Source organism: Pirellulales bacterium (assembly GCA_036490175.1).
Taxonomy (GTDB): domain Bacteria; phylum Planctomycetota; class Planctomycetia; order Pirellulales; family JACPPG01; genus JACPPG01.
Window position 1 is genome coordinate 42,329 of record DASXEJ010000355.1, and the last position, 19,905, is coordinate 62,233.

Annotated in this window: 17 protein-coding genes; 9 read left to right on the top strand and 8 right to left on the bottom strand. The window is 60.2% G+C overall.

All coding sequences use genetic code 11. The features are described from left to right. Positions 1–33: 33 nt before the first annotated feature. The 4 genes from VGG64_26960 to eno all read left to right on the top strand — a co-directional run bounded on the left by VGG64_26960 (position 34) and on the right by eno (position 4,835). Entirely contained in the window at positions 34–1,464 is a 1,431-nt protein-coding gene (locus VGG64_26960; GenBank protein ID HEY1603272.1) for a DUF1501 domain-containing protein, read from the top strand. A 102-nt stretch (positions 1,465–1,566) separates the two neighbouring features. After that, positions 1,567–2,535: a D-2-hydroxyacid dehydrogenase gene (locus VGG64_26965; GenBank protein ID HEY1603273.1), complete on the top strand. Its 969-nt coding sequence runs from the start codon at positions 1,567–1,569 to the stop codon at positions 2,533–2,535. Then, positions 2,535–3,569: a phosphotransferase gene (locus tag VGG64_26970; GenBank protein HEY1603274.1), complete on the top strand. Its 1,035-nt coding sequence runs from the start codon at positions 2,535–2,537 to the stop codon at positions 3,567–3,569. Before VGG64_26965 ends, VGG64_26970 begins: the two co-directional genes overlap by 1 nt. Before the next feature lie 6 nt (positions 3,570–3,575). After that, positions 3,576–4,835 carry a phosphopyruvate hydratase gene (gene eno, locus VGG64_26975; protein HEY1603275.1) on the top strand — a complete coding sequence of 420 codons (1,260 nt, stop codon included), beginning with the start codon at positions 3,576–3,578 and terminating at the stop codon, positions 4,833–4,835. 25 nt (positions 4,836–4,860) lie between these two features. On the opposite strand, the gene VGG64_26980 is transcribed toward eno, so the two are convergent. The 3 genes from VGG64_26980 to VGG64_26990 form a co-directional block, all read right to left on the bottom strand. Beyond that, the gene (locus tag VGG64_26980; GenBank protein HEY1603276.1) at positions 4,861–5,268 is read right to left on the bottom strand and encodes a hypothetical protein; all 408 of its coding nucleotides are present in this window, start codon (positions 5,266–5,268) and stop codon (positions 4,861–4,863) included. A 139-nt stretch (positions 5,269–5,407) separates the two neighbouring features. Next, positions 5,408–6,040, bottom strand: a complete 633-nt coding sequence (locus tag VGG64_26985; protein HEY1603277.1) for a hypothetical protein — start codon at positions 6,038–6,040, stop codon at positions 5,408–5,410. A 336-nt stretch (positions 6,041–6,376) separates the two neighbouring features. Beyond that, complete coding sequence (locus tag VGG64_26990; protein ID HEY1603278.1) at positions 6,377–6,694, bottom strand: hypothetical protein; 318 nt, start codon at positions 6,692–6,694, stop codon at positions 6,377–6,379. Between the two features lie 703 nt (positions 6,695–7,397). Between VGG64_26990 and VGG64_26995 the strand changes: the two genes are divergently transcribed. Further along, positions 7,398–8,573: a dockerin type I domain-containing protein gene (locus VGG64_26995; GenBank protein HEY1603279.1), complete on the top strand. Its 1,176-nt coding sequence runs from the start codon at positions 7,398–7,400 to the stop codon at positions 8,571–8,573. Between the two features lie 230 nt (positions 8,574–8,803). On the opposite strand, the gene VGG64_27000 is transcribed toward VGG64_26995, so the two are convergent. Continuing rightward, entirely contained in the window at positions 8,804–10,939 is a 2,136-nt protein-coding gene (locus tag VGG64_27000) for a tetratricopeptide repeat protein (protein HEY1603280.1), read from the bottom strand. A 76-nt stretch (positions 10,940–11,015) separates the two neighbouring features. Beyond that, a complete protein-coding gene (locus VGG64_27005) occupies positions 11,016–12,953 on the bottom strand; it encodes a tetratricopeptide repeat protein (protein HEY1603281.1) in 1,938 nt (645 codons plus the stop codon). Between the two features lie 251 nt (positions 12,954–13,204). Here VGG64_27005 and VGG64_27010 point away from each other — a divergent pair, with 251 nt between their 5' ends. After that, positions 13,205–14,536, top strand: a complete 1,332-nt coding sequence (locus VGG64_27010; GenBank protein ID HEY1603282.1) for a DUF1501 domain-containing protein — start codon at positions 13,205–13,207, stop codon at positions 14,534–14,536. A gap of 65 nt (positions 14,537–14,601) precedes the next feature. Here VGG64_27010 and VGG64_27015 read toward each other — a convergent pair whose 3' ends face one another. Next, positions 14,602–14,868 carry a hypothetical protein gene (locus VGG64_27015; GenBank protein ID HEY1603283.1) on the bottom strand — a complete coding sequence of 89 codons (267 nt, stop codon included), beginning with the start codon at positions 14,866–14,868 and terminating at the stop codon, positions 14,602–14,604. A gap of 320 nt (positions 14,869–15,188) precedes the next feature. Between VGG64_27015 and VGG64_27020 the strand changes: the two genes are divergently transcribed. Then, positions 15,189–16,400 (top strand): PhnD/SsuA/transferrin family substrate-binding protein, encoded by a 1,212-nt coding sequence (locus VGG64_27020; GenBank protein HEY1603284.1) that lies wholly within the window; start codon positions 15,189–15,191, stop codon positions 16,398–16,400. A 187-nt stretch (positions 16,401–16,587) separates the two neighbouring features. Then, positions 16,588–18,162 carry an alkaline phosphatase D family protein gene (locus tag VGG64_27025; protein HEY1603285.1) on the top strand — a complete coding sequence of 525 codons (1,575 nt, stop codon included), beginning with the start codon at positions 16,588–16,590 and terminating at the stop codon, positions 18,160–18,162. Positions 18,163–18,237: 75 nt separating this feature from the next. Here VGG64_27025 and VGG64_27030 read toward each other — a convergent pair whose 3' ends face one another. After that, a complete protein-coding gene (locus VGG64_27030; GenBank protein ID HEY1603286.1) occupies positions 18,238–19,047 on the bottom strand; it encodes a hypothetical protein in 810 nt (269 codons plus the stop codon). Positions 19,048–19,241: 194 nt separating this feature from the next. Here VGG64_27030 and VGG64_27035 point away from each other — a divergent pair, with 194 nt between their 5' ends. After that, complete coding sequence (locus tag VGG64_27035; protein HEY1603287.1) at positions 19,242–19,442, top strand: hypothetical protein; 201 nt, start codon at positions 19,242–19,244, stop codon at positions 19,440–19,442. A 91-nt stretch (positions 19,443–19,533) separates the two neighbouring features. Here VGG64_27035 and VGG64_27040 read toward each other — a convergent pair whose 3' ends face one another. Beyond that, positions 19,534–19,827, bottom strand: coding sequence for a hypothetical protein (locus VGG64_27040; protein ID HEY1603288.1), 294 nt, complete (start codon positions 19,825–19,827; stop codon positions 19,534–19,536). Positions 19,828–19,905: the final 78 nt, after the last annotated feature.

The window sequence follows — 19,905 nt, forward strand, 5'->3', positions numbered from 1 at the left end:
TGGCTTCCATCACACTCGCTCCTCGAAAAGAATATGACCGCGACGCCTGCTACCGTGATCAATCGCCGTGAGCTGCTCAAAGGGGGACTCGGTTTAGGGGGGATTGCCCTGGCTGACCTGCTGACGCAGGGCAAGGCACAGGCCGGTCCGCTCGATCGCGGTGCGCTAGGAGAACCGCATTTCCCTCCCAAGGTTCGCCGGATCATTTATCTGTTCATGTCCGGCGCGCCGTCGCAACTCGACCTCCTGGATTACAAGCCACTCTTGAACCAGCGACAAGGCGAGCAGCTCCCCGATTCGGTGCGCGGCGGACAACGGCTGACCGGCATGTCGGGCAATCAATCCTCGATACCGCTGGTAGGCTCGCCGTTCAAGTTTCAACAGCATGGCGCAGGGGGCGCCTGGTTCAGCGAGTTGCTGCCGCACACGGCTTCGATCGCCGACGATTTGTGCATCGTGCGCTCGATGTTCACCGAAGCGATCAACCACGGCCCCGGCGTCACCTTCCTGCAGACCGGATCACAAATCGCCGGTCGACCAAGTATGGGCGCCTGGCTGAGCTACGGACTGGGACAAGAGAACGCCAATTTGCCGTCGTTCGTCGTGCTGGTCACCAAAGACAAAGGGGGACAGGCGCTAGGAACTCACCTGTGGGGGAGTGGGTTTCTGCCGACACGGCATCAGGGTGTCTTGTTCCGTGCCGCCAAGGATCCGGTGCTATATCTCGACAATCCGGCCGGCGTTAATACCGACAGCCGGCGTTTGATGCTCGATCGACTGCGCGAACTGCATCAGCACCAACTCGAAACGACCCCTGATACCGAAATTCAGAATCGGATCGACCACTACGAGATGGCATTCGCGATGCAATCAAGTATTCCCGAAGTGGTCGACATCGCAGCCGAGCCGCAGGCGGTGCTCGACTCGTATGGGCCCGACGTAAAGACTCCCGGCACATTCGCCGCCAATTGTTTATTGGCCCGTCGCATGGCGGAGCGCGGAGTGCGGTTTATCCAGCTTTATCACCAGGACTGGGATCATCATGGTGGACTGCCGGAGGCGCTGCCGAAACTGTGCAAAGAGACAGACCAGCCGGCCGCCGCCCTGGTGCAGGACCTAAAACGCTGCGGTCTATTGGAAGACACGCTTGTGATCTGGGGTGGCGAGTTTGGTCGGACAAACTATTGCCAGGGGAAGATCCAAACGAATTTCGGCCGCGACCATCACCCGCGCTGTTTCAGCATGTGGCTGGCCGGCGGAGGCATCAAGCGCGGAACGGTCTACGGAGAAACCTGCGAGTTCGGCTACAACGTCGCGTCAGGCGGCCTGCATATTCACGATTTGCAGGCCACGGTCCTGCACTTGCTCGGCATCGACCATGAACGCTTGACTTACAAATTCCAAGGACGTCGCTATCGACTGACAGACGTCCACGGCAACGTCGTCCCCGGTATTCTGGCGTAGCAATTTGGTCGTAAAACCAGGATCGCGGCACCGGTTCGACAGCATCCAGATAGGCATGCAGGCTTGCGCACAATCCAACAAAAGGCACGGGGAGAATGACGCTTGAGTCGTCCCATTATCGTTGTTCTGGACGGTGCGACGTTGAACCCGGGCGACAATCCGTGGACCAAGTTGGAAGCAATTGGACAAGTGGTCGTCTACGACCGCTCGCCGCCATCGACGATTGCCATGCGGGCACGTGACGCGTCCGTGGTGGTGGTTAACAAGGTCAAGCTGTCGCGCGAGTTTTTTGAGCAGGCGCCCACAGTGCGCTTCGTCGCAGTCACTGCCACGGGCACGGATTGCGTCGACAGTGTCGCGGCACGAGAACGCGGGGTGCCGGTGGCGAACGTCCCCATTTATGGCACGGATTCCGTGGCGCAGTTCGTTTTCGCCCTGCTACTGAATGCTTGCCATCATGTCGACTTGCATAACCAGGCCGTTCACGACGGCGAATGGGGCCGCGCGGCGGATTTCTGCTTTTGGAAGACGCCGCTGCTGGAGTTAGCCGGACGGACGATCGGAATCGTTGGTTTCGGCCGCATCGGCCGGCGTGTGGGGGATCTGGCCCATGCATTTGGCATGTCGGTCCTGGCCCACAATCCACATCGCGGACCAGTCCCGAGCTACGAGCCGTTTGCCTGGGTTGAGCTGGAAGAACTCTTCGTGCGCTCGGATGTTATCAGTTTGCACTGTCCTGCGACGCCGCAGACCAGAGGCATCGTGAATCGCCAACTGCTCGGGCATGTGCGACCGCATGCTGTGTTGATTAACACGTCACGTGGCGATTTGATCGTCGAGGCCGATTTGGCTACCGCGCTCGATCGCGGCCAACTTGCAGCAGCCGCCGTCGATGTTGCATCGGCAGAGCCGATTCGGCCGGACAATCCCTTGCTCAAGGCCAAAAATTGCGTCATCACGCCCCACATTGCCTGGGCCACGCTTGCGGCTCGGCAGCGTTTAATGGCGGCCACCGTGCAGAACGTCGCCAACTTCCTGGCCGGCAATCCTACTAACGTGGTGAATCCGTGATGGCGGAATACGCCAGCGCCAACGCGCTAGACATCGAGCAGCCCGGCCAGTTGGAGATCTATTTGCGGTCTACAGGCCGTGTGCCGGCAAAAGACCACATTACCGTTCAGCGCCTTGCGGGGGGCGTTTCCAATCGTACGATGCTCGTCGCGTGCAATAGCGGACCGCGGTGGGTTATCAAGCAAGCGCTCGCTAAGCTGCGCGTTGCGGTCGATTGGTTTGCCGATCCGGTGCGCGTGCATCGCGAGGCGCTCGCCATGCGATGGTTGAATCAGGTTCTCCCAGCCGGCAGCGTGCCGGCGCTTGTCTTCGAAGACCCGGAGCAACATCTGCTGGCGATGGAGTGTGTGCCAGAACCCCACGATAACTGGAAGACGCTCCTGCTCGCGCAACCTATCGACAGCGAACACGTGCGTCAATTCGGCGCGTTGTTGGGCAATATCCATCGCCAAGGGTGTGTGGAGGGCGCCGCCGTGCCGTCTGAGTTGTCCGACAAATCGCTGTTCGAGGCACTCCGGCTGGAGCCTTACTACCGTTACACGGCTGAGCAAGTTCCCGAGGCCGGGAGCTTTCTCCGCGCGCTCGTCGAGCGCACGCGATCGAGGCATGACACATTCGTTCACGGTGATTTCAGCCCGAAGAATATCTTGGTCCATCACGGGCGGCTGGTTCTGCTCGACCACGAAGTAGCGCACGTGGGGGATCCTGCGTTTGACGTTGGCTTTGCGCTGGCGCACTTATTGAGTAAGGCACATTACCGCGTAGATCAGCGCGACGAGTTTGCGGTCGCCGCAGACTATTTCTGGCGCATTTATTGGCAAACGCGGGGAACGGTTCCTTGGCAGGAAGATTTGGCAGGCAGAGTTGTGCAGCATACCTTGGCCTGCCTACTATCGCGTGTTGAGGGGCGGTCGCCGCTGGAATATTTTCAAGACTCGCATCGGGCCCGACAGCGGCAGGCCGTTTTGGCACTGTTGACCAGACCGCCGCAGACCGTGTCGGACCTAATTCCTGCATTCTTAGAAAGGATATAAGTCCGGGTGACAATCCGACGCTTAACCGGTCTGGAGATTCTTGATAGCCGTGGTTGCCCCACGGTGCGCGCCACCTGCGAGCTTGCCGGCGGAGCCATTGGCATCGCCTCGGTTCCCAGCGGCGCATCGACCGGGGCAGCCGAGGCGGTCGAGTTGCGCGATGGCGACCCCGCGCGATACCGTGGCAAGGGCTGCCTGAAGGCAGTCGCGCACATCAATCGCGAATTAAATAGTGTCCTAGCCGGTCGAGACGGCCTGGCGACACAAGCCGACGTCGATCGCCTGCTTATCGACACCGACGGCACGCCCAACAAGGCGCGCCTAGGAGCAAATGCGATTCTGGCGGTTTCCGTAGCGTTTGCCCGGGCCAGCGCTGCGGAGAAGCGTCTGCCCCTTTATCAATACTTCGCGGACCTGGTGGGACAACCGCTCGCCAGAGCCCCCATTCTTACCATCAATCTGTTTAGCGGCGGCAAGCACGCGGGTTGGCAAGTGCCGATTCAGGACGTGCTCATCGTGCCGCGCTCGGCACAAACTATTGGCGAAGCATTGGTGATGTCCAGCGCCGTTTATCACGAGGCCGTCGAGCTGATTCGCCGCAAGTACGACATGCGCTGGCTCACGGCCGACGAAGGGGGATTGGCCCCTCCGGTCACAAGCGCGGAACAGTTGCTTGCCGATGCGGTCGAGTGCATTCGCTCTGCCGGCTTCGAGCCAGGGAAGGAGGTTGCCTTGGCGGTGGACGTCGCGTCCAGCCATTTTTATCGCGAGGGTAACTATCACCTGGGAACGCAGCCGTTTACGGCCGACGAGATGATCTCGCACCTGGTCGGTTGGGTTGACCAATTTCCCATCATCAGTATCGAAGACGGTTTGGCAGAAGAGGACTGGCAACATTGGCCGCAACTTGCCGCCGCCCTCGCAGGCAAGGCCCTCGTAATGGGCGACGATCTACTCTGCACCAATCCGCAACGAATCCGCCGGGCCATCGATACGCGCGCCTGTAATGCGCTATTGTTAAAGGTCAATCAGATCGGCACGCTCACCGAGGCTCTACAAGCCCACCAATTGGCCCGCTCAGCGGACTGGAGCGTAACACTTTCGGTACGTAGCGGCGACACCGAAGACGATTGGTTCGCGGACCTCGCCGTCGGTTTGTCGGCCGACTACAGCAAAGCCGGCTCGCTCACTCAATCCGAACGGCTGGCGAAATACAACAGACTACTAGCGATCGAAGCCGAGCGGACGGCGGGAAGCTTCGAGTAGTCCGCGAAATTTGACATCAACGCGGCTATGGGGCCTTTGGCGGCAGCTTGATGTTCTGGAATACAAAAGCCTCCGGGAATCGTGCCTTGATTTTGCTGACCTCACTCTCCGACCACGTTCCGGGTACAGCAATCAGGCCAAATGGTTCGTCTCCGAGCCATTTTCTCCAGAATGGAATGGTTGGTGTCGGTCTTGGCTCTCGCCACTCCGGCAAATGATCCGGTCCGTTCGGGACCTCGCTTTCAGGATAGGGCAGCGCCCATCCGCTTGAGCGGTCCTTACCTGCTTCTTTAATGAGTGCCACGTACGTTTTGCGGTCCCGCACAAACTTCACCTCTAGGCCGAGCACAAGGCAAATCGTTGTCACAACGACGAACATTGTCCCCAGACCGAACTGGAACCAGTGGCGGCGGGTGGGAGATGCTTCGCTCATGCTGCGATTGCACGCAGCGACGACGGCGATAGGCCAGCAATGCGCGGGCCACTTGCTTTGGCGGTTCGCGTAACTCATCTGGCGACGTGAACCCGCCCAACGATTCCCGCAAAAGTAAATCGCGGATACGTCTAGATTGTCAATCGCTATTGCTTGCCACAGACATTCCCCATCCCACCAGTGCACCGACAACCGTGCACAATGCCAAGAGCGATAGCCAAAGCAGCGGCATATCCGCGTCGATCGACTCGGGCTTAATCGGCTGTCCAGGCAGTCCGTCGGCAAGAAAGCGAACAATCGCTGAGCGAGCTTCGTGCCATCGAGCGAAAATGCCAAGGGCAGCTAGGGACCAGAACGTAACGGACGCAAAGAGAATCGCTGACGACCACGGCACCGGTAGCCGCGCCACGAACGCAGCCGTGCCCACCAGCAACAGCATATTGCCGAGTATCCCCGCGATCACGCTCAATCCGTCCGTACTATTGATGACGACAGACAGCGTTAACAAGTCGCACAGCAGGAACGCTGTCGATAAAACTGCTGCCCTTGGTCCCAATTGCCACCAGCTGATCGCGGCAACAATAGTGACGACAAGAATGATCGGCCCGATCACCCAACTTAGGAAGCCGATGAACTCTCCTGCATCCCCCACGCGCCGCACGGTCGCAGCGACCAAGGCAGCCAAAGTGACCACGGCAAACATCAGCCGAAGTGAAAATTGCAATCGCACCTTCCGCTGAAGTGAGGGAGGAAGGTGCGGGTGGGTGCTCATTGTTGCGCCTGCAGGATGCGCGCGAGGTTTGAGGCTTGCGCCATCGCATCACTTTTAGCCCGATTCGCGTGCTTCGCTCGTTAAACGCAAAGTGCATCGGCGGCTAGGCTGCACATCGCTCATGCCGCGATTGCACACAGCGGCGACGGCGATAGGCCAGCAATGCGAGTCCGCCGAGCGCGGCAAGGATGAGTGTCGACGGCTCGGGTACCGCGTGTAACGCAAACGCCATGTCCATGCCGAAGGCGCCAATACCCGCTGGGCCATCAGCGCCTGCCGTGTAGCTTAGTGCCACGGGTGGGCTTACCGGAAGCGTGCGAATCGGCAATCGTGTAGTTACGAGGCTGCCATGCCCATTGGTAATCTTGTTCCTGGAGAATAACACTCTGTGTGAAGCGGCGTGAGAAGTGGCGTACCCCACCACGTGATCGATGTCACGGTCGTAGGCGCCGAGAGCTCGAAGTCATCTGCCGCAATCGTGCTATTAGGTGTGCCAACCGATATGGAATCGCTCAGTGCACCTTGCCCAATATAGGGCGCGCCTGCCGGCGGATTATCCATCAGCGGTAACTGCTCGAATACGGGAACGTCACCTGAGGCCGACCGGAGCAATATCGTGCTGAGAAGTACCAGCGCTATGACAATTGGTCTCATGAGATGCTCCCTTCAGAAGAATCTGAGTCGCCGTGGATCGTTCGACCGCCCCCCGCATCCACATCAAGGGCGCCAGCGCGCGCCACCGACTCTCTGCCACATTATCGAGAAAGGATTGCGCGTTGAGTCTAGTGCCGCTAGCGAGGGTTAGCAACGAAAACTCGTTGGGATACGGGAATCGTCTATAGCCTGCAATTCCTGGACATTTTGCGAGGCCGGTTTGCGACTGAATAGTGACGAACCGCCGGCAAAGGCAGACACGGCGGGCGATCCGGGCCGGCGGCTATCGTCTCATAGCCGGCCACTAGCATCCGCACGGTTGGCTCCGTCTGCGTCATATGCGGCGTCAGAACCTCTCGAATGACCTCAGGCAACGTCATGTCGTCGAAGGCCATGGGCGCTTCGAAGACCTGCTGATCAGGGCGGGAGAATTAGCGCGTCCCTGTCCCAAGGTGCGCCGGTCGAACAGGAACGATTGCCGGCACGAGAGGGCAAGCACTCGCCCATGCCTACGCGGATAAGCTAGCTAGCGCGTCGGCGATACCCAGCCATAGCCCGCATCCGATTAGGAAAATCACGAAAAAAGAAAAAAACGCTTGTCAGGGCCGGCGTCGCACACTAAAAGTAGCATCAATACCGTCGTTGGTGCGGTGCTGGCGATATGGTGTGGGGAATCGTCTAAAAAGGGGCCTTGGCCAAGGGAATGAAAATGAAGATCAGACAGGCAAACTTCGGGCGTGGATTCGTTGCTTCGTTGGCGTTGGCTCTCATCATGGGCACTACGGCGCGGGCTGATGTTAACTGGGTGCTGCAACCCAGTAGCTCGCTCACCTTTGCCGCGCAGATTGGCACGTATACCAATAACCAGTTTTACGAACTCTACAACGCTGTCCCGCAAACGGACAATGGGACGCAACTGTTCAACGGGTTTACAAACGGCCTATCGACCACAATGGCCGGGACTTTGACTTCGGTTACTGACCCCGTAGTTGGCAATAACTTTCTGGCGTCGCTGAACTTTGGCGCTGCGGGAAACAAAAACGCCATCACCGCGGCCAATGCGCACGTCGTTGCCCAGAACAATGGCCTTTGGTTACCGAATCCCGTGACAGGTTCGACCATTCCGGGTACTTACGGGACACCGTCTCCTGCCAATCTCGGTGCCACTCTGCAGGCGAGCGGGATTTATCCGGGCGAAGTCCCAGATGCTGGACGTTTAGCAATCTCGAATCTTTACGGAACCTATGATTCGGCGGGCACGGCCATGCCGGTGGATGCGACCGGACACTTCAACGGAGCTTCTTTGGAAACGGTCGGCTCTTTGACCATCAGCTTGAATTACAACACTAATTACGTACAAGGTGCACTTTCGTTGCCGGACCCTGGTAGCGTCGGCAACGATCCTACGCTTGGTACCGTTGATAGCTTTATAGGTCGCGGCACAGGTGCCAATTCCTGGCAATACGTGCTGCACGTGTCGATCGCGGCCCAAGATAATTTGATTTCGGATCCATTCTGGGCTCAGCTTAGTATCAATGAGAACCTCACCGCGACAGCCAATCTCGCCAAGGGCGATGCCAATTTCGATGGGGTCGTGAACGGTCTGGATGTCAACATAATCGCCTCGCATTGGTTGCAGACCAACGCCAATAAGATTGGACCGGGCGACGTTACCGGTGATGGTGTCGTCAATGGCTTGGATATCAACGCTATTGCTGGCAACTGGCTGTCTACGACGCCGGCTCTGCCATCATCGGTGCTACCGCCCGTTTCCGCAGGCGGGGGATCAGGATCCAATGTCCCAGAGCCCAGCACCTGGGTTCTGATGGGTCTGGGCAGCGTTGGCATGTGGGTGTTGCGCCGTCGCGCGGCCCGGTAGCAAACCGTTCGCCAACTTCAACAGATAACCTCTCCAGGGGGCTTTTCCCCTGGAGAGGTTTTTTTATTTGGCGCATACGGGGTAACGCGCGCTCGTCGAAGACACAAGTTCAGCGTTTGGCAAACGCTCCCGCTCTCGGCCGTCCACCGCTCAAATCCGTCATGCCAACGATGTTCAGCACGGCCGCGGCGCGATTTTGGTAATCGCCGCCGACCATAATCTGACCGCATTCATTGTGCCGGGAGGCGATTGCGATAGGACGTCAACCAGCCGTCGATTTGCCCCGCCACATCCTGCGCACCTGCCGAGCGGGCCATTTTCATGGCTTCCTCGGCGGTTGCCACGGCATCCTTCGGCCGACCCGCTTTCGCGTAGGCCAGTGCCATGTTGAAGCGAATGCCGACATTGTTGGGCTCGAGCTGTGATGCCTGACCGAAGCAGGCGATTGCGTCTTCTAAGCGGTTGTCATTCAGGAGGGCGGCGCCCAGATTATCACGGGTGCCGGCGTCATTCGGTTGCCGAAGTACGGCCTTCTGCAGATACTCGATGGCGTCGCTCGTTTGCCCGGCGTTGAGCGAATTGACGCCCAGCAGGCGTTCCACGCCAGGCGCGTCCGGGTCAATTTGCAGCGCGATCTGCAATTGCTCGATCGCCTCTTGCGTTCGGCCCAGGGCAGATAGCGCCGCGCCCCATTGCTTATGGATACCGAGCGTCGCCGAGTCGGATTGCAGGTCGGCGGCGTGCTGCAAGGCTTGGATCGCCTCCTCATGCCGGCCGGCGCCTGTCAGGGCCGCGCCCAGGCTGGTCAGCACGAGCGCGTTGTCGGGCTGATGCATGGCGGTATCTTGCCAAAGTGTCACCAGATCGCGATAGGCAGACAGCCGACGCATGCTAACTACCCCAAACACGGCCGCCAGGACGCAAGCAGAAACAACGGTCAGGCGCGTCGTAGACCAAGTGTGCGCTGGTTGGTTGCCCTCGGTCGGATGGGCGTCCGGGGAAATCGCGTCAGTCACCTGGTCATCAACCAGGGTCTCGTCCGCCGGCGCCGTGTCTTCTGGCGCCTTGTCTTCCGGCACCGTGTCGTCCGGCACTGTGTCGTCCGGCACTGTGTCGGTGGGCCCCACTGCGCCCAGCCCGATTGCCCGCAGCCAATCGAGCAAGACGTATCCGCCTATGATTGCCAGGCATACCAGCCCGGCCAGCGGCAAGTACATCCGTCGTTCGGCCGCCATTTCGCTGGGGAGCGGAACCAGCAGGGTCGGCGATAGGATCAGCAATACCCAAGCGCCCAAAAAACCGGCAGCCATGTGCCGCCACAACAGCAGCGCCGTACCGCCCAGCATGAGCACCCCCAGCAAAACCCACGGCCAGGCCATGGCGAGGGTTCCGAGATAGGGCATCTCGTAATGAATCACCAGGGGCCACGGCCAGACGGCCAGCTTCAGATACATCCATAGAATCTTGGCCTGGGTAAGCCACCACACATAAGGGCCAAAGCCGACGTGGAATCCGGCCGAGGCCGAGCGAGGGCCTCCATAGTTGAGCGCGAGCAACAAGACCCAGCCGAGGCCGAGGCCAAGATACAAGGGCCAAGACCGGCGCAGCGCGTCTTTGAACGTCCCCGCGATAAAAGTGCGCTCGAACAAGAGCACGACCACCGGCGCCGTAACCATCACCTCTTTGCAAGCCATGCCAAGCGTGCAGGCGACTGTCGCAATTACAAGCCAACCGCGCTGTGTCCCCGCCGACGGCGCCAACCAATAGCGCAGGCTGGCATACAGAGTCGCCAGGTAGAAAAAGCCCATCATCAGTTCCGTGCGCTGCGAGACATACTCGACGGCGTCCGTCTGCAGAGGGTGAAGCTCCCACACCAGCGCCACCATCAACGACAAAGGACCCGCCGACTGTGCGAATCGACCTCCGAAAAAGTCCAATCGCAAGGCACGCCCGACGATCCCACACAGCAACAGCGCTGACAGGACATGCACCGCCAGATTAAAGGCGTGATAACCGCTTGGGTTGAGTCGTCCGACATAGTAATTGAGGGCCAACGACAGATTGACCAGCGGGCGACCGGCAGTGACCGAATCCTTCAACGGCGCCAGCGGCCCATTTGCGCCGTCCTCGCCCCATAACGGCCACAGCTGCGTGATCGAGGGATTTTGCACGACCGAGATTCGATCGTCGAAGACAAATGGCGCGCCCAGGGCCGTTCCATAGACGACCAATGCCGCGCCGCTGAGCAGCAATACCGTCGTTACGACAGCCTGCCGACTCGGTGCCATGCGGGGTGGGGTAGGCGTTTTTACCGTCGGACCCGCGGCCGGCTCAGCGTTTTGCCGATCATCCTCTGGGCTAACCATCAACGTGCTCCATTCGCATCGCGTTGGTGAATGAGTCGCCATTGCTGCGTGGCAGCGGTCGCGGACTATCGCAACGTTAGCGCCCTGGCTGCGCGGCTTTGTACTTGTTCAACCAGTTAGCGATATTGTGGGCCTGCTCGTCCAGCTTCTGCCGGCGCGAGAGTGCCAAGGCATGCTCTGCGATGGCGATGGCCTCGCCGCGTCGATTTGTCTGGGCGTAGGCCAGCGCCAGGTGTACGGCGTACTCGGCATTGTTATTGTCCAACCGCGTGGCCTGTTCGAAATGTTCGACTGCCTCGACCTGCCTATTAGACTTTGCCAATGCAACGCCTAGGTCGTTTTGATAACCCGCGTTGTCGGCAGCCAATTGCACTGCCAATTGATACTGCTTGATGGCCTCTGGCACGCGGCCGGCGATCATCAGCCCGTAGCCGAGCCGCTCGTGGACAGTCGCCAGAGTCGGTCCCATCTCGACGGCTTTCTCCAGGTGCTTTAGCGCCTCTTCAAGCTGGCCGGAGCCGAATCCGTCGCGCACGCCCAATTTCAAGTAGACGTGCCCCACATTGCACTGCATCAGTGGGTCGTTGGGATGCAGCTCGGCCGCCGTTTTATACAGTGTGTAGCTCTCATCGAACTTCGACTGCGCCTCGAGAAACGCCGCCAGATTGGAATAAGCCATCCAGGCCGTAGGATTCTGGGCGATCGTGTCCCTGTTGAGTGTTTCCTCGTCGAAAAATACCGTTGCCCGACTCATCGTAAGTAGCGACATAACCACCAGCAGCAATCCGCAAGCTGCTTGGCCTGCCGAGCGCAAATCCGGTCGCAGTCGCTTCCAGAAAATCGCTGCGCCGGCGGCCGTCAACGCCAGCAGGGCAATGCCCGCATGGTATTGAAAATGGTCGGCCACAAACGAGAAGCGAAAAGGATAGACGTTGACGAAGCCCAGCGCCGGCACCAGCACGCCGCCAAAGATCAGCGCAGCCGCGAGCGGCCCTCGCCCCAGCCGAGCGCGTGCCAGCCAGAGCATCACTAGCAGCGCTACGGCTCCTACCGGAAACAAATATTGCCACCAGCTGCCGGCGTCGATCGTCCACCGCGGATAGAAGAAGATCAATGGAGAGGGCCAGGCCAGCTTGCCGGCATAAAACCAGCAAATTCGACCGGCCATCAGTATTCTTTCCAGGAAGGAGAAATCCCAGTCCGCTCCCTGGGCGCCGACATGGGTCGCCTCCATGTGCATGGTCACATATCCCAGCCCTACTCCCAAGGCGAACATCGGCAGCAGCGGCAGAACGTCTCGCCAACGGATTAATTCGTTCTTCCACCACAGGATGACCAGCACTACGGCGGGCAACGTGCAAACCACGGTCTTGCTCAACAGCGCGGCGACAAACAGCCCGAAGGCCGCTATGTACCAGCGCCGTCGCACGGAATCCGTCAGCGGCGGGTCACTTGGTTCTTCGAGCGGCGCGAAGCGAAAGTAGCAACAGAGCGATGCGAGCGCCAGCGTCAGGCTGAGTACGTTCTTCCGCTCGGTGACCCAGGCTACGGATTCCACTTCGATCGGATGGACGCCGAACAGGGCCGCCGCCAACCACGCTCCGGGCACACGCAAGCGTACCAGCAGCCGCCACAACAGCACGGAACTGGCGGCGTGCAACAGCATGTTCTCCAGGTGATAACCCTTGGGCGAATCGCCCCATAGGTGATAGTCGACCCAAAACGTGCTGTGGACGAAAGGGTAGTACTGCGGCACGGCTCCAAATTCAAACCAGATCCGTCGCAGCCCGTCGAGACTGCTTAGCGTCGTATTGGCCGTGACATGGTAGTCGTCGTCCCAAATAAAGCGGTTGCCCAAGGTCGGGGCGTAGGCGACCACGACCATTGCCACGAGCGCCGCGCCAGCCCACAGCGAGGGTCCCTGCCACGCCGTTCCGCGCGACGCTATGTCCTGCCGCGGACGACGGGCGCGCCCTGCGGGCTGTGGGGATTGCGATTCGCTCCGAGAGGTCATAGGCCGCCTGAAAGTTGCGGCACTGCCGCGCAGAGAAAGTCGAGGATATATCGGAAACGGGGCTCGATGCCTCTTCGGCCGAAGTTTTCCACAGGCAGCGTCTGGAACCGGCCCAGGCTGGCGATAGGCGCAATTGTAACACGGACCCGGCTCGAATTGTCCCGTCGCAACCACCCGGCTACAATGCGTGGCGCTCTTGCCAAGCGCTGGTTTTTGATGCGTCAATCGTTCCCTCGCCCAGGATGCGTTGCATGCTCTTTACGGGGATGTCCAGGGCTGAAATCGGCCGGCCCATTTCGCGCCGCACCATGTTGCGGGTGGGCTCATTGGCGCTTGGCGGTTTCTCGCTGGCGGACTTGCTGCGCTGCCGGTCGCAAGCGCAGGAGACCAACCCCGTGCCTCACGACACGGCAGTGATCCAGGTTTTCATGGGGGGCGGTCCGAGCCATATCGATCTCTACGATCTGAAGCCGCACGCGCCAGCCGAGATTCGCGGCGAGTTCCGCCCGATTTCGACCAGCGTTCCAGGCATTCAAATCGGCGAGCACCTGCCGCACCTGGCCAGGGCTTTGCAGTACATTGCCCTGGTGCGTTCGGTCAGCCACAGCACGGCCAACCATCTGCCGGCGTCGCACTGGATGATGACCGGCCATCAGCCCCCCGACTCGACGACGGCCAACGTCAATCCTGCGCTCGGCGCCGTGGTGAGCAAGACGCGCGGCGAGAACGTGCGAGGCATGCCGGCCTATGTCAGCATTCCCCGTCGCCAACTGCTCGGCGGGGCGGCGTACCTGGGTCCGGCCTATAACCCCTTTACCAGTGGCATCGACCGGAACTCGGACAAAGCCGCCGTGCAGAACCTGGCGCTGCCGACAGGCATCGACGTCGATCGTCTGCACGACCGTCAGGGATTGCTTCGGCAATTCGATCGCCTCAGGGCCGAGGTCGACGCTGGTGGTGATTTTGCTGGTCTCGACAAGTTCTCGCGCGAAGCGATCGGCATGATCGCCAGCGGCCGCGCACGAGCAGCGTTCGATACCAGTCGCGAAAGCGAGTCGACGGTCGAGCGCTACGGGCGCAACTCGGCAGGGCAGGGGTGTCTGCTCGCGCGGCGGCTGGTCGAAGCGGGCGTGACATTCGTGACGGTTCTTTCTGGCGGCGAATGGGACACACACGTCGATAACTTTGGGACCCTTCGAGACAAATCGTTGCCCCCCGTGGATCGTGCCTTGGCGGCGCTCGTCAGCGACCTGGCCGAACGGGGGTTGGATCGCCGCGTGATGGTGCTCATAACCGGCGAATTCGGCCGCACCCCCGCGATCAACGTCCAAGCTGGCCGGGACCATTGGCCGGGCGCCTTTTCGGTGCTGTTTGCCGGCGGCGGGCTCCGTGTCGGCCAGGTCGTCGGCGCCACCGATAGCCGCGGCATGTACCCCATCACGCGTCCGTATTCGCCGGGCGACGTGCTGTCGACTGTGTACTCATTCCTGGGAATCGACACGAGTCAGGAATTCGTTGATCGCAGCGGCAGGCCGATTCGCATCTTGGGCGAAGGTCGGCCCATTGCCGAATTGTTGGCCTGATCGAGCACTGGGTTGCGTCGCGGCCGTTCGTCACCGTCCTCAATTCTCTGATTGCGACCAACAGACTACAGCCCGAGCAAGACGACGACAAACGCGAGCCCGAAAAGAGTCAGAGCCGCTACGAATCCGCACCAGCTCGCGAAGGCCAGCAAGGCTCCTCGCCAGTCCCCGAGCAAATTGCCGAAACCTGCCATAGCGAACCCAGGCGCCGCCAGCCACCATAACGCGCGAAGGTTGGATTCTGGCGGCAAGCTGAGCGGTACGGCCGCCAGGGCGAACCAGCCCGTCGAACTCAACATTTGCCGAAGATTGAAATGCAGCATCGCGTACATGGAGAGGTAACCGCGGACACGCGACTGTCGTTAACAATCGATTGTTCGGTACGAGCCGGTCCGACCGAAAACTGGGCAACGGATTGGTCGTCAGGTCGATATTGCATTTCCGTCTCGGCGTGCCCGCTTGATCATTTCCGCCGCGTCGCTCACAAAATCCTAATAGGGCGGTATTAGAATCCCCGGTTTGCCATGTTTCGCGACATCCGACTGCCTGCCCGGCGGCCTGCCGAACTCGACTCCCGCGCAGCAAAACCTGGCATCGCAGACAGATGTTTGCTTTCAGCGTTCCCAGAGATTCTTGCAGGAAAGTGCGGACTATGAATGACGCTTCCCGGTCGACGCAACAGTCACCCTTCCCGGACGATAATAGCGCCGCCGTGGGCATGCTTCCGACGGTCTTAAGAACGATTTTGTACGCGGCGCTTTTCTGTGCCATTGCCACGGCCGGATATGCCACGTTTCGCGCAACACAAGAGCAGGCGGCCTCGCGCGACTCGCAGGATCGGCTGGTCGCTTATCACGGTCTGACACAGACCACGGGCAAGCGTCTCGCGCCACCCTACAAAGACAAGGATGGCGATCTGCTGGCCGACGCTCCCAGCGACCCCCAGCAGTTGCTCGACCCCGATACTTTGGTCTTAGCGCACTACAAAGATGCAGACGCTGATACGCAATTAGTCGACTGGGATGCGTTGCAGGCCCACCTGGCGCAAGCGACTGGCAAAAAGGTCGTGACCCAGGAGTATCTCAACAGCGCTGACGACGTGGCCGCGATCAAGGCCAAGACGATTCAGGTGATCGCTTTGCACGCGGCGGATGCGCCGTATGTTGTGAATAATGCCGGCTTCGTCCCCTTCGCCGTGCTGGGTACGGAGGCCGGCGCCCACCATGGCAACCATCTCGATGTGGCGGCGGGACCCACTAGCGAGATCAAGACGCTGGCCGATCTGCGCGGACACACGCTGACCTGCACCGCCCCCGATTCGATCACCGGCTACCGGGCCGCGATCGCGGTGCTGGCCGAGCAGACCGGCATGCGGCCGGATGTCGACTATTTCATCAATTTCTCGCACGGCCAGAAGCGATCGGTGCTGGGATTGGCCGGCGGAGATTTTGAAGTCGCCGCGCTGTCCGACGACAAGGTGCATAGCCTGCTCGATAAAGGGAGCATCGACAAATCCGACTACCGAGTGATTTACGAGTCGGAAGTCATCCCGCGATTGACGATCGGCTACATTTGTGACCTGAATCCCGCCCTGACCGCAAAGATTGCGGCGGCCACGATCGACTTTGCGAACGAAGGGGGCGCCGACGAGGAATCGACGGGGAACCCGATGCGATTCTTTGCCAGCGACTACAAGCAGGACTTCGCGTTCGTCCGCAAAATCGACGACTCGTTCGACCCTCGCTTCCACAAGCGGCCCGTCATGATTCCGGTGCCGGAAGGGCAAGCGGGCACGGCTACGCCGGCCGAAAGTGCCGCGCCGGCCGATTCGTCGGCCCCGGCCGAGGCTCCGGTCGTCGAGTAATCCTCTCTCCAGCAGTTCGCCGCGTGGGTGGTCCCTGCCTAGCACGCTCGGCCGTCGCTGTTGACGTGCGCTTGGCACGGACTAGATTCAAACCATCGCCGCGGTGCCTGCCGACAAGCAATCTTAAGCTTTCGCAATCACCCGCCTACCATCCACTGCATCGATACACCGCGGAGGCTGCTACGTGATGGATCTTCGCTTTCCCTTCAACGATTCGGGCCGACTGAACCGGCGGGCCTTTGTCGCCGCCAGCGCTTCTTTGGCATCGGCCGCCTTGTGGTCGTCGCGGGCTCAGGGCGTTCTCCGGCAGAGCATTGCGTTCTCTGCCTATCCGTTTTCGTTGGGCGTTGCCTCGGGCGATCCCACGCCTGACGGGGTAGTGCTGTGGACTCGTTTGGCCCCAAAACCGCTGGCCGGCGGAGGCATGCCGGACGACGCGATCGAAGTCGCCTGGCAGGTAGCCGAAGACGAACAATTCAACAAAGTGGCCCGGCAGGGCACCACCGCGGCCACGCCCGAATGGGCCCATTCGGTGCACGTCGAGGTCGATGGCCTGCAACCGGGCCGATGGTACTGGTATCAGTTCAAAGCCGGCGGCGAGGTCAGCCCGAAGGGGCGCACGCGCACGATGCCGCCGCTGGAGGCAACGGCGCCGGCGTTGCGATTTGCATTTGCTTCGTGCCAACATTTCGAGGCGGGTTACTACACCGCCTACGAACACATGCTACGCGAGGATGTCGACTTGGTATTTCACCTAGGCGACTACATCTACGAAGGTGCGGCCCGCGACGACCGCGTGCGCAAGCACATAGGGGCCAAAGTCGCCACGCTCGACGACTATCGAAATCGCTATGCGCAATATCGTAGCGACCCAGCGCTATTGGCCATGCACGCCGCGGCACCGTGGGTTGTGACCTGGGATGACCATGAGGTCGAGAACAACTACGCCGGCCCGTTCCCCGAAGATGTCAAAGTCTCGCAAGCCGACTTCCTCAAGCGGCGCGCTTTGGGCTATCAGGCCTACTACGAGCACATGCCCTTGCGGCGCAGCTCGCTGCCGCAAGGGTCCGACATGCCGATCTATCGGCGGTTGCCCTATGGACAGCTGGCTAATTTCTATGTGCTGGACACACGCCAGTACCGCACGGACCAGCCTTGTGGCGACGGCCACAAACAACCGACCGAGGCCGTGTATGATCCGCAGGCGACCATTCTCGGTCAGGCGCAGCGCACCTGGTTACTCGACAGCTTGGGGACTTCGCAAGCCAAATGGAACGTGCTGGCCCAACAGGTAATGATCGCCCGCATCGACTACGCTGCGGGCGATCTCGAAGTGCTGGATATGGACAAATGGGCCGGCTACGAAACCGAACGCCGCCAGGTGCTAAAGTTCATGGCCGATCACAACGTGGCCAATCCCGTCGTCCTGACGGGCGACATCCACAGCAACTGGGCCTGCGACCTGCGCACCGATTTCGAGAAGTCTAACGCCAAGCCGGTAGGAGTGGAGTTTACCGGGACGTCGATCTCGTCTTCGGGCGACGGTACACAAAAGCCGCGCAGCCACGACACGCTATTGGCCGAAAACCCGTTTCTGAAGTTTTACAACGCCGAACGTGGCTACGTGCTTTGCCAGGTCTCTCCCGGCAAGTGGCAGGCCGACTACCGCGTGGTCGAATATGTGACGCGTCACGGAGCGCCGCTGGTGACGCGCGCCTCGTTCGTCGTGGAAGACGGCCAGCGGAGCATGGTGCCGGCATAGGCCGCTTGTGAGTCTACGCATGCCTGCACTGGTTTGACGCCCGCATTCTCGTGCGCGACGTGAACAGCCACTTCGCTAGTGGCGGACGTATGCCAGTCCGCGCGACGGCTGGTTCGAGATTCCGTGCTTGGTAATGCCCAGGATCAAGATCGTGAACTGGCTCAAGTCTTCCACGCGATTGGGCATGACCCACACATAGTGGTCGCAATAGTGCCCCACGAAGCAGGCGTCTCGGGGGACATCTTTTTTCCGTCCAACGCAGAACCAACCTACCGGTACTTCGATCTTGTCGCGGAGGCGTGCCAGCGGAGATCCTACGTACGGCAGGTCGCTGGGGACTTCCTCAGGCGCATTTTTGGCAACGTCAGATTCCCCGTCAGGCGGCGCGAGTTCCTCGGGCTCGGTATCGGAGGCATTGGCACGCGCGTTTGCGCTCGAAGATGATTCGGCGGCGCGCGGATTCGATTCGGCCGTGGCGAGCTGTGTTAGCAGCTGTGGATCAGGGAGCGGCGGCAGACCCACCGCTTGGCGATACACGTCCTGCAGCGTTTTGACAACCAGTGGGTCAGTCACGGCGTGGGCGCCCCATTGCTCGGTGACGCTGCGGACGGCTCGAATGCCCCGTGTGAAGCCCGGCGTGCCGCCCCATTGCACGCCGAATTCGGGCATGCCCCCCTCGTCGTTAACCTGCACAGTTCCATCATTGATGCGAATGTGCCACGGCAGGACGGCCGGGTTGTAAGTGAACATCGCAATGTTATCGAGCACCATCTGGTACTCGATGGTCATGACCGTGCTAGCTTGATGGACCATGCTGCGGCTCAGCTGCCGGTGCGTGCAGCCGGTAAGGAGCAATGCGGCAAGCAAAGTGCAGCTGGCTCGCATTGCGCGTTCCGCAGCCGATGTATTGGTGATTTGGGGTATTCGCGTGACTTACGGCAAATCCCGAGCGCAGCGCGGTAAAGCTTAACGGTTTCATCGACTTTAACGACCTGATGACTGCACACGGACTTGCCCTGCGTGATATCATTCAATAGAAGGCTCTCCCAGGGGCAATTGAGATAGTGAGCTCAATTGCAGTGAACGCGAAATTTTGCAGTGGAACCCTTAAATTCAAGGTTCCTCACAGCGCCGAGAATGCGGCGATCGTGGCCTTCAGGTCCGGCAAGTTGAACGACCTCTTGCCACCTGAGACCGCGGTGGCCGACGTGCGGACGGCACCGAATGAAAGTGGCTCGGCCGAGGTGACGATCATCGTGGAACTCAAGCACAAGCGTTGAGCCGCGAGTTACCGATGGGTCGTCTTAGCGGCGCGAAACGGTGTTACGATCCAGCTGCCGCGATGCAACAGCCGCGTTCAAGCGGCGGCAACTATTCCGCGCCTGCGAACAAGCCGATGGCGTTTTGCACCGCGTAGTCCCAATCTTCCCACGCCGTGCATACGTCGGCGACGCGTTCCTGCATCGGAACGTGCCAGCGGGCCATTGGCTCCATATGTTGCCGAATGTGCTCGTGGATCTCGTCAGCGGTTACGCTCGTCTCGGCCAGCGAATCCTGGAAAATCTGGAATAGCTGACTGCGAGCGGGCTCTTGCCGCCAGTGAAACGTATCGCCGCGCACGTCGCAGAACCGTAGGACGCGGTCGAGTATCTCTTGTTTGTGCATTGGTAAAACCTCCATGTACTTAGATGCCGGGGAGGACATTCCCGTCACCTGACCTGCGATCGTCTACCTAAATCCTAG

Excerpts from the sequence above, each read along its gene's own strand:
- VGG64_26960 (HEY1603272.1), top strand. The coding sequence starts at position 34 with ATGACCGCGACGCCTGCTACCGTGATCAATCGCCGTGAGCTGCTCAAA.
- VGG64_26970 (HEY1603274.1), top strand. The coding sequence starts at position 2,535 with ATGGCGGAATACGCCAGCGCCAACGCGCTAGACATCGAGCAGCCCGGC.
- VGG64_26980 (HEY1603276.1), bottom strand. The coding sequence starts at position 5,268 with ATGAGCGAAGCATCTCCCACCCGCCGCCACTGGTTCCAGTTCGGTCTG.
- VGG64_26985 (HEY1603277.1), bottom strand. The coding sequence starts at position 6,040 with ATGAGCACCCACCCGCACCTTCCTCCCTCACTTCAGCGGAAGGTGCGA.
- VGG64_26990 (HEY1603278.1), bottom strand. The coding sequence starts at position 6,694 with ATGAGACCAATTGTCATAGCGCTGGTACTTCTCAGCACGATATTGCTC.
- VGG64_26995 (HEY1603279.1), top strand. The coding sequence starts at position 7,398 with ATGAAAATGAAGATCAGACAGGCAAACTTCGGGCGTGGATTCGTTGCT.
- VGG64_27000 (HEY1603280.1), bottom strand. The coding sequence starts at position 10,939 with ATGGTTAGCCCAGAGGATGATCGGCAAAACGCTGAGCCGGCCGCGGGT.
- VGG64_27005 (HEY1603281.1), bottom strand. The coding sequence starts at position 12,953 with ATGACCTCTCGGAGCGAATCGCAATCCCCACAGCCCGCAGGGCGCGCC.
- VGG64_27010 (HEY1603282.1), top strand. The coding sequence starts at position 13,205 with ATGCTCTTTACGGGGATGTCCAGGGCTGAAATCGGCCGGCCCATTTCG.
- VGG64_27015 (HEY1603283.1), bottom strand. The coding sequence starts at position 14,868 with ATGTACGCGATGCTGCATTTCAATCTTCGGCAAATGTTGAGTTCGACG.
- VGG64_27020 (HEY1603284.1), top strand. The coding sequence starts at position 15,189 with ATGAATGACGCTTCCCGGTCGACGCAACAGTCACCCTTCCCGGACGAT.
- VGG64_27025 (HEY1603285.1), top strand. The coding sequence starts at position 16,588 with ATGGATCTTCGCTTTCCCTTCAACGATTCGGGCCGACTGAACCGGCGG.
- VGG64_27030 (HEY1603286.1), bottom strand. The coding sequence starts at position 19,047 with ATGCGAGCCAGCTGCACTTTGCTTGCCGCATTGCTCCTTACCGGCTGC.
- VGG64_27040 (HEY1603288.1), bottom strand. The coding sequence starts at position 19,827 with ATGCACAAACAAGAGATACTCGACCGCGTCCTACGGTTCTGCGACGTG.